This is a genomic window from Stenotrophomonas sp., assembly GCF_059505245.1.
The window spans coordinates 1-5,534 of the sequence record NZ_JCACKF010000035.1; the positions used below are offsets into that span (position 1 = coordinate 1).

Annotated in this window: 6 protein-coding genes; 5 read left to right on the top strand and 1 reads right to left on the bottom strand. The window is 68.6% G+C overall.

Annotation, left to right across the window (positions count from 1 at the left end; translation table 11 throughout):
* Positions 1 to 174 precede the first annotated feature (174 nt).
* The 4 genes from AC5JLE_RS12990 to AC5JLE_RS13005 all read left to right on the top strand — a co-directional run bounded on the left by AC5JLE_RS12990 (position 175) and on the right by AC5JLE_RS13005 (position 3,532).
* Positions 175 to 1,023, top strand: coding sequence for a MurR/RpiR family transcriptional regulator (locus tag AC5JLE_RS12990; RefSeq protein ID WP_241884906.1), 849 nt, complete (start codon positions 175 to 177; stop codon positions 1,021 to 1,023).
* Between the two features lie 15 nt (positions 1,024 to 1,038).
* A complete protein-coding gene (locus AC5JLE_RS12995) occupies positions 1,039 to 1,800 on the top strand; it encodes a L,D-transpeptidase family protein (RefSeq protein WP_496065351.1) in 762 nt (253 codons plus the stop codon).
* Positions 1,797 to 3,098, top strand: coding sequence for an APC family permease (locus AC5JLE_RS13000; protein ID WP_496065352.1), 1,302 nt, complete (start codon positions 1,797 to 1,799; stop codon positions 3,096 to 3,098). Before AC5JLE_RS12995 ends, AC5JLE_RS13000 begins: the two co-directional genes overlap by 4 nt.
* Before the next feature lie 110 nt (positions 3,099 to 3,208).
* A complete protein-coding gene (locus tag AC5JLE_RS13005; protein ID WP_049408365.1) occupies positions 3,209 to 3,532 on the top strand; it encodes a hypothetical protein in 324 nt (107 codons plus the stop codon).
* A gap of 107 nt (positions 3,533 to 3,639) precedes the next feature.
* Here the strand turns inward: AC5JLE_RS13005 and yiaA are convergent, their stop codons facing one another.
* Positions 3,640 to 4,092, bottom strand: a complete 453-nt coding sequence (gene yiaA / locus AC5JLE_RS13010; RefSeq protein WP_014645710.1) for an inner membrane protein YiaA — start codon at positions 4,090 to 4,092, stop codon at positions 3,640 to 3,642.
* 168 nt (positions 4,093 to 4,260) lie between these two features.
* Here yiaA and AC5JLE_RS13015 point away from each other — a divergent pair, with 168 nt between their 5' ends.
* Positions 4,261 to 5,427 (top strand): PQQ-dependent sugar dehydrogenase, encoded by a 1,167-nt coding sequence (locus AC5JLE_RS13015; RefSeq protein WP_164167403.1) that lies wholly within the window; start codon positions 4,261 to 4,263, stop codon positions 5,425 to 5,427.
* Positions 5,428 to 5,534 lie beyond the last annotated feature (107 nt).

Below are 5,534 nucleotides of genomic sequence, written 5' to 3' on the forward strand. Positions count from 1 at the left end.
GGGCCTTGGGGGGGGGGGGGGGGGGGGGGGGGGGGCCCCCCCCCGGGGGGCGGGCCCCCGCCCCCCCCCCCGCGCCCGGGCGCCCCCCCCGCCCCCCCCCCCCCCCCCGACCCACCCCATAATTCGCTTTATGCGGCCAACCGCAACGCCTTTGCAGACCCCCGGACACCCCGCATGCCGCCCCTGCTGAAGATCCGCACCGAGCGTGGGCAGATGTCGGCCATCGAGCGCCGCATCGCCGACTTCATCCTCGACAACGCCCACCTGCTGCGCGACTACTCGTCCCAGCAGCTGGCCAGCGCGCTCGGCATCAGCCAGTCCAGCGTGGTGAAGTTCAGCCAGAAGCTTGGCTTCAAGGGCTACCCGGACCTGAAGTACTCCATCGGCCAGGACGTGGCCCGCGCCGGTGCCGATCCGCAGCAGGCGCCCGACGAACCCGACAGCGGCGATGACTACCTGCGCCTGGGCGAGGCCCTGCGCCGCAGCAAGGCGCAGGCCGAGGAGGAAACACGCCAGGCCAATCCACGCGGGGAGATCGAGCGCATCGTGCAGCTGCTCGACGGCGCACCAAAGCTGTTCGTCTACGGCCTGGGTGACGACGGCCTGTATGCCCGCGAGTTCGCCATGCGGCTGTCGCTGCTCGGACTGCTGGTGGTGCCGCATACCGATCCGATCCTGATGCTGGCCAACCTCTCGGCCGCACGCCCCGGCGATGCGCTGCTGATGTTCTCCGAGTTCGGCAACCTGCCCCAGCTTTCACAGTTGTCGCGGCAGTTCCAGGACATGGGTGGCAAGGTGATTTCCATCACCCGCCACACCGCCAACCCGCTGCGCGCGCATGCGGATGCGGCACTGGCGGTCTGCGCCCACGACCGCACGCCACAGGTCGCGCAGCTGCTGTACCGTAGCGCCATGCACGCCCTGCTCGATTTCCTGTTCGTGCTGCTCTGCCACACCAATCCGGATCGCCAGCAGCAGCTTGCGGTGAACCTGGAGCGGATCGACCACCTGCTGGATTCCTGACCGGAGCGCATGTTGATGAGATCGCTGGTCCGCCTTGCCACCACCGCACTGCTGCTTGCTGCGGCGGTGTCTATTCACGCGGCGCCGCTGGATGGCGCGCGCCAGCTGATCGTGGTCACCAGCGATGGCTGGGACAGCACCCAGGGGCAACTGCAGGCCTATGTGCGCGACGGCCAGGGCTGGCACCCGCATGGCCAGGCGTTCCCGGTGGCGCTTGGCCGCACCGGCAGCGCCTGGGGCCTGGGCCTGCATCCGGCGCAGGCCGATGGCCCGCAGAAGCAGGAAGGCGATGGCCGCAGCCCGGCCGGCATATTCGCGCTCGGCAGTGCGTTCGGCTATGCCGTCACCCGCCGCGGCACCGCCATGCCCTACCAGCCGATGCTGGACAGCAGCTACTGCATGGACGTGCCCGGTTCGCCGTTCTACAACCGCATCGTCGATGAAAAGAAGGTCGGCAATGCAGCGGTCAAGGGCTCCACCGAGCCGATGCGGCTGGACCTGCACAACAAGGGCGACGTGCGCTACCGGGAAGGCTTCGTCATCGCCCACAACCCGGACAACCAGCCCGGCAAGGGCAGCTGCATCTTCGCCCATCTGTGGCGCCAGCCCGGCGAAGCCACCGCCGGCTGCACGGCCATGCCGCAGGAACGCATGCAGGCACTGCTGGACTGGCTGCGGCCGCAGGACGCGCCGCGTTTCGTGCTCCTGCCGCGCGCGGAGTACAAGCGCCTGCAGGCGCAGTGGCAACTGCCCGCGCTGGCCGGAGACGCCCGTTGAGCACGCAGGACGAACCGCAGCTGCAACGCGCGGTCAGCCGCTGGCAGATCGTCGGCCTGTCGATCAACGATGTGATCGGCAGCGGCATCTACCTGCTGCCGGCCGCCACCGTCGCCCTGCTCGGCCCCTTCAGCCTGTGGGGCGTGGTCGCCGCCGGCATCGTCGTGGCCTTGCTGGTGCTGTGCTATGCGCAGGCCGCCAGCTACTTCGATGAACCCGGCGGCAGCTACCTGTATGCACGCGAGGCGTTCGGGCGCTTCGCCGGTTTCGAGATCGGCTGGATGATCTGGCTGACCCGCATCAGCTCGGCCGCTGCGCTCAGCAACGCGCTGGCCGACGCGGTTGCGCGTTTCTGGCCGTGGGCCGATGCCGGCCTGGGCCGCATCGCGGTGATCGTGGTATCGCTGGGCTTCCTCACCGGCATCAACATCATCGGCGTGCGCTCGGCCGCGCGTACCGGCGTGGTGCTGGTGATCGGCAAGATGCTGCCGCTGCTGCTGTTCGTGGCCATCGGTGCGTTCCACATCGACCCACAGCTGGCCTTCTCCGGCCAACGCCCGGACCCGCATGACCTGCAGCGCATGGGCGAAGCCGCCTTGCTGCTGCTTTACGCCTACGCGGGCTTCGAGAACATCCCGGCCGCCGCCGGCGAGTACCGCAATCCGCGCCGCGATATTCCGTTCGCCCTGATCACCATGATCATCACCGTCACCGTCATCTACGGCGCGGTGCAGGTGGTGGCGCAGGGCACGCTGGCCGGCCTGTCCAGCTCGGCCACGCCACTGGCCGATGCCGCTGCCGGCTTCGGCGGCGAAACCCTGGCGCTGATCCTGACCGTCGGTGCCACCATCTCCATCCTCGGCACCAACAGCAACACGATGATGATGGGCCCACGCTTCCTGTTCGCACTGGCCCGCGATGGCTACGGCCCGAAGATCCTGGCGCAGGTGCATCCACGCTTCCACACCCCGGCCGCGTCGATCCTGTGCCAGGGCCTGATCGCGCTCGGCCTGGCCCTGTCCGGTTCGTTCGTGCAGCTGGCCCTGCTGTCGATGACGACGCGCCTGTTCGCCTACATCGGCACTGCAGCAGCAGTCCTGGTACTGGCCAAGCGCTACGCCGACCGCCCGGGCGCGTTGAAGCTGCCCGGTGGGCCGTTGATTCCGGTGCTGGCGCTGCTGCTGTGCCTGGCGCTGTTCGCCAGTGCCAGCTGGCAGAACATCGCTGCTGCGCTGGTGGCATTCGCCATCGGCGCGGTGATCTACACGCTGCCGCGAAAAGATACCGATGCCGGATAACCGATAGCGCCGGGCCATGCCCGGCGGATTGATCTGGTGATCACGCTGCCGGACCGGGCCGTTAACCGCCACACAGGCACGATCGGGCTTCGTCCACAACGGAGCCTTCCATGACCGAGTACCAGATCCCCGGCCGCGTACCGGACGACAGCACGCCGCGCGACGCGGTCAGCAACTACTGGCGCGAGCGCTACACGGCCGAGCCGTACTACGACGACCAGCTGTTCTTCGAGGACTACGAGCCGGCCTACCGCATCGGCCACGCCGCGCGTGCACAGGACATGATCCGCGCCTATGAACAGGTCGAGGCCGAGCTCGAATCACGCTGGGCCAACGAACGCGGCCGCAGCCGCCTGGACTGGGCGCAGGCACGCAATGCGGTGCGTCGTGGCTGGGACGAAGCGCACCTGGCGGACCCGCTGTTGAAGCGATAGCGCCATGCTTCTGTAGAGCCGAGCCTACGCTCGGCTCTCGCACCACGTCTGTAACGTCGAGCCACGCTCGACTGAGCCGAGCATGGCCCGGCTCTACACCGGATCGATCACTCCTGTTCCGGCAGCGGCGGCACGATCGCGCTGCGCTTGCTCTCGCCCCCACCGGCAGCGATCAGGTCGCGGGTGTTCTTCTGCACCGCCACCGCGCCGAACAGCGACAGCGCATACGCCATGCCATAGAAGCCCTTCTCACTCGGCGCCAGCGTGGCATTCCACAGGCCGACCAGCAGCAGCATCAGCGCCGACAGCAGCGCGAACCAGCACAGCGCGTAGTACAGGCCACTCACCGGAATGCCTTCGACGCGGTCGCGCACGCTCTTCTGCAGCGACACCGCCGCGAACAGGCCGAACAGCAGCAGGGTCAGATAGTAGCCCTTCTCGTTGAGCGCCATCGTGGCGTTGAACAGGCCGATCAGGTACGCCGCCGCCCCCAGCAGCAGGGCCACCCAGGAGGCGGCGATGAAGGCGGTGGACGGCTTGTGGGGCATGGCAGTGTTCATTGCAGGTCCTTGGCAGGCAGGCGGGCACGCTTTGCCCGGGCGTGCCCACCCTAGACGATCCCGCCGCGCTCGCACAGGGGGCGCAGGACCTTCGGGCCACGACGCTCACGGCGCCGGTGGTATACAAGGGACAGCCCGGCCATCCGCATCCCCGCACTGGAGATACCCATGACCCGCACGCCCCTGCTGCTCGCCCTCGGCCTCGTGCCGATCCTTGCCACCTCCGCCTGCAATGCTGCCGATCCGGCCGCCAACGGTGCGCAGACCGCCACAGCGGCCTCTGCCGCCACCGACCAGCGCCCGTTCACCGCCACCGAAGTCAGCCGCTTCGACCAGCCCTGGGCGATGACCTTCCTGCCCGACGGCAGCCTGCTGGTCACCGAAAAGCGCGGCAAGCTCCAGCACCTGGACCCGGCCAGCGGCCAGAAGCACGAGATCACCGGCGTTCCGAAGGTCGCCTATGCTGGCCAGGGTGGTTTCGGCGACATCATCCTGCACCCGGATTTCGCCCGGAATCATGTCGTTTACGTCAGCTATGCCGAGGAAGGCACGCTGGATACCCGCGGTGCCGCGGTGGCCCGGGCCACGCTGGCACTGGATGCCAACGGCGGTGGCCAGCTGAAGGACCTGAAGGTGATCTGGCGGCAGAGCCCCAAGGTCAGCGGTGAGGGTCACTACGGGCATCGCCTCGCCTTCGGCCCGGACGGCAAGCTGTGGATCAGCTCCAGCGAGCGCCAGAAGTTCGATCCGGCCCAGGACATGGGCAGCAACCTCGGCAAGATCATCCGCCTCAACGACGATGGCAGCCTGCCCGCCGACAATCCGTTCGCGTCGCAGGGCGGGGTGGCCGCACAGGTGTGGTCGCTGGGCCACCGCAACATCCTCGGCATGGCCTTCGATGCCAACGGCAAGCTGTGGGCGCACGAGATGGGCCCGGCCGGCGGCGACGAACTGAACCTGATCGTGCGTGGCGCCAACTACGGCTACCCGATCGTTTCCAACGGTGACCATTACGACGGCCGGCCGATTCCCGACCACGACACGCGCCCGGAATTCGCCGCGCCGAAGGTGACCTGGACGCCGGTGATCTCGCCGGCCGGCTTCGTGATCTACAGCGGCGCCTTGTTCCCGCAGTGGAAGGGCAGCGGCTTCATCGGTGGCCTGTCGTCCACCTCGCTGGTGCGCGTGGCCTTCGATGGCGACAGCGCGCGCGAAGCCGAGCGCTTCAACATGGGCGAGCGCATCCGCGAAGTGGAACAGGGCCCGGACGGCGCGCTGTGGCTGCTGGAAGACGGCAGCAAGGCGCGCCTGCTGAAGCTCATGCCGAAGACCTGAGGTAGTGCCGGCCGGGGGCCGGCACCCGGGGTGCGAACCGCAAACAGGCGTGGGCGGCCACCGGGCCGGCCGAACCGTGGCAAAACGCCCCCCACCCCGGGCCGGGT